The sequence below is a fragment of the Novosphingobium sp. genome (assembly GCF_049240505.1).
GTDB lineage: Bacteria > Pseudomonadota > Alphaproteobacteria > Sphingomonadales > Sphingomonadaceae > Novosphingobium.
Window position 1 is genome coordinate 1 of record NZ_JBMLSM010000023.1, and the last position, 2,533, is coordinate 2,533.

Consider the following 2,533-nt stretch of genomic DNA (forward strand, 5'->3'; position numbering starts at 1 on the left):
CCGCGCGCCGCCAGCAGGTCCTCGACCATCCGCAGGCTGAGCGGAAGACGGAAATAGAGCCAGACAGCCTGCTCGATGACGTCGGCCGGGAACCGGTAGCCGCGATCAATGGATTTCGATGTCGTCATCATTGCGCTCAAAGAGCCGATGTTCGTCGACACTTCGTCAACCTGACAGTACCCTTGTTCGTACGCCTGGCAGTGGCCTTCGAGATTGTCTTGTCCTTGATTGAGAGTGTCATCTCACAACCACTGCGGCACTTGACCAAGCGCGCGGTTCATGGCCGCGACGAGTATGGCTTCGGTGTAGGGTTTCAAAATGGCAACCGCATTTGGTCGCTGCTTCAGGACCTTCAGGGCGTCGCCGCTGACAAGAACGTACGGAGTATGCCGGGTCTGCTGGATCAAATCCACAGCATCCAGCCCATTGCCTTCGCGCAGCATGAGATCGATGATCATCAGATCGGGGTTGTGGAGCTTCGCCGCCGCCACCGCACCAGATTGGGTCGACCCGGTCGCGCAGACGGTATGCCCCATTTCGACAAGCATTTCGCCAAGCAAGTCAGCGACCAGATTGTCGTCTTCCACCACGAGGATACTGCGTGTCTTCGCGTTTCCGCCACCGCGCCACCTTTTTCGTAAGCACTGCAACCGATCCGGGTCGATCTTCTTTTAACAGGCCCGGAATCTACTCAGACGGCGTTCTGGGCCAAGGTCGAGGCGGTCAGGCAATCGCCTCCAGGCCTTTCTTCTGCACGATCGACAGCAGCCGCAGCGCCGGGCCGCCAGGGCGCTTCAAGCCTCGCTCCCAGTCCGATACCAGGTTCTTCGAGACGTTCAGATAGCGCGCGAACACCGGCTGAGAAACGGCCTCGCGCTCGCGTAGCGCCCGGATTTCCTCAGGGCTCAGCTTCGGCACCGGCACGAGGCAGCGCTCGTCGAACTCGCGCATGGTCTTCTTGTCGACCAAGCCGACGCTCGCGATGCCTTCCACCATCTGATGCATGGCGGCGGCGATCTCGCTGCGATACACTTTCTCAGTCATGGCAATCCACCTCTTCCAGCTTGCCTGCTTGCACCAATGCATCGATCTCGGCGTCAGAAAGCCCAAGTGTCAGCTTGGCTGTTGACCTCAAAATGCGTTCGTCCTCGGCACCAATGTTGTCGCGATCGTTCTTCGCAAAGCCGAAGGCAAACACCGCCCGCGTGCCCATCCGGAAGAAGATGAGCGTGCGGTAGCCGCCCGATCATCCCTCTCCCGGCCGCGCCACCCGCTGCTTTATGACGCCGCATCGGAGATCTTCTCCTTGCGGGCGAATTTCAGGAACCAAGCGTTCTTGAAGACCCGCATGGCTCCCCTTCCCTTTCAACCTATCGATCATGCTGGGTGTGATAGTTCAAGATTGGCGCTGCGCCTTACCACCGCAGCGAACGGAGTGGTTGCTCTTTGCTACCGACAGGGCCTGGCGCAACGTTGCCTTTGGCGGAGGCAGTGGGCAGCGTCGGTTTTCGGCCAGAACCGGGAATAGCTCGACTTTCAGGCCGTTTTCCTTGGCCTGCCACCCTTCTGGCCGTTTCTCCGCGCGGCTTCTCCCTTAGCGCTGCTTTTCGACCGTCCGCCCCGTGCTCCGATCATTTGGGCTGCGGTGGTCTCGGACATGAACCGAGCCGTGCCAAAGACACCATTCATCAACGCCGGCACATAAACGTCAGCGTCGAGTGCCTGCCAGTGCAGACCCAAACCATTCGGGCTGACCTCAATCTCGGACAGTTCTTCATTCGACGCTCCCTGCAGACCCTCGATCATTTCGGCCGGAACAGTGATCTCCAGGCCGCTATCGAGCCCGATGATGATGCGTCGGCGGCGGCCGTCATAGCGTGCGCGGATTGCATAGCCTGCGCGACGCGTCTCGTTCGCGCGTGCTTCGGCATCAGCAACGTCTTTCTCAGAAATCGCCATGGATCTTTCTCCATTGATCACAGAGCTGCATAAGCGCGCCAGCGAGCCGCTGACTGATCTCGGTCAGTTCGGTTGCCTTGAACCGGTAGTTCTCGCGCAGCGAAGGCGGCCCTTCCGGGCAGTGGCATTGAGCGTGGCTACTTCGCCATGTGCTTGCTAAGCTGCTGCCAGGTCTGATCGGCGCTCAAGAGCCGCGACGGGTCGGCTTTCATGGCCTCCAAGGTCGTCACCACCTCATCCCTCAACCATTTCTCAACGGCAGCGTCACGGGCGCTAAGCGTGCGCAGCCCGTCCCGGATCACCTCGCTTTCCGAGGCGTACTCGCCTGAGGCCACCTTGTCCTTCACCATCTGCGCCATTTCATGGGGCAGCGTGATGCTGAGCGATTGGGTCGTGCGCATGGAGAACGTCCTTCGGTTACCCTCTCTTATAGCAGCCGACACCATTCAATCCTATCGGATTCCTGACACAAACCTTACAGGGCACGACCCAACCTGCGGCGCGCCTGGCCGACAAAATCGGTGTTGTCACATGAACTCGACCTGAAACCGGTTCGGGTTACGGGGCGGCATGA

The 2,533-nt window shown here is 59.8% G+C and carries 5 protein-coding genes and 1 pseudogene; all 6 read right to left on the bottom strand.

Annotated elements, in window-relative coordinates:
- Positions 1–131, bottom strand: a pseudogene (locus tag ACOVQ0_RS02465) (IS6 family transposase); the annotation flags it as partial.
- 111 nt (positions 132–242) lie between these two features.
- Complete coding sequence (locus ACOVQ0_RS02470) at positions 243–587, bottom strand: response regulator (protein WP_421879812.1); 345 nt, start codon at positions 585–587, stop codon at positions 243–245.
- Positions 588–723: 136 nt separating this feature from the next.
- Complete coding sequence (locus ACOVQ0_RS02475) at positions 724–1,044, bottom strand: helix-turn-helix domain-containing protein (RefSeq protein WP_421879815.1); 321 nt, start codon at positions 1,042–1,044, stop codon at positions 724–726.
- Positions 1,037–1,213, bottom strand: coding sequence for a type II toxin-antitoxin system RelE/ParE family toxin (locus tag ACOVQ0_RS02480; protein WP_421879818.1), 177 nt, complete (start codon positions 1,211–1,213; stop codon positions 1,037–1,039). Before ACOVQ0_RS02480 ends, ACOVQ0_RS02475 begins: the two co-directional genes overlap by 8 nt.
- 323 nt (positions 1,214–1,536) lie before the next feature.
- Positions 1,537–1,959 (bottom strand): DUF2442 domain-containing protein, encoded by a 423-nt coding sequence (locus ACOVQ0_RS02485; protein WP_421879821.1) that lies wholly within the window; start codon positions 1,957–1,959, stop codon positions 1,537–1,539.
- A 137-nt stretch (positions 1,960–2,096) separates the two neighbouring features.
- Positions 2,097–2,360, bottom strand: a complete 264-nt coding sequence (locus ACOVQ0_RS02490; RefSeq protein WP_421879823.1) for a type II toxin-antitoxin system ParD family antitoxin — start codon at positions 2,358–2,360, stop codon at positions 2,097–2,099.
- Positions 2,361–2,533: the final 173 nt, after the last annotated feature.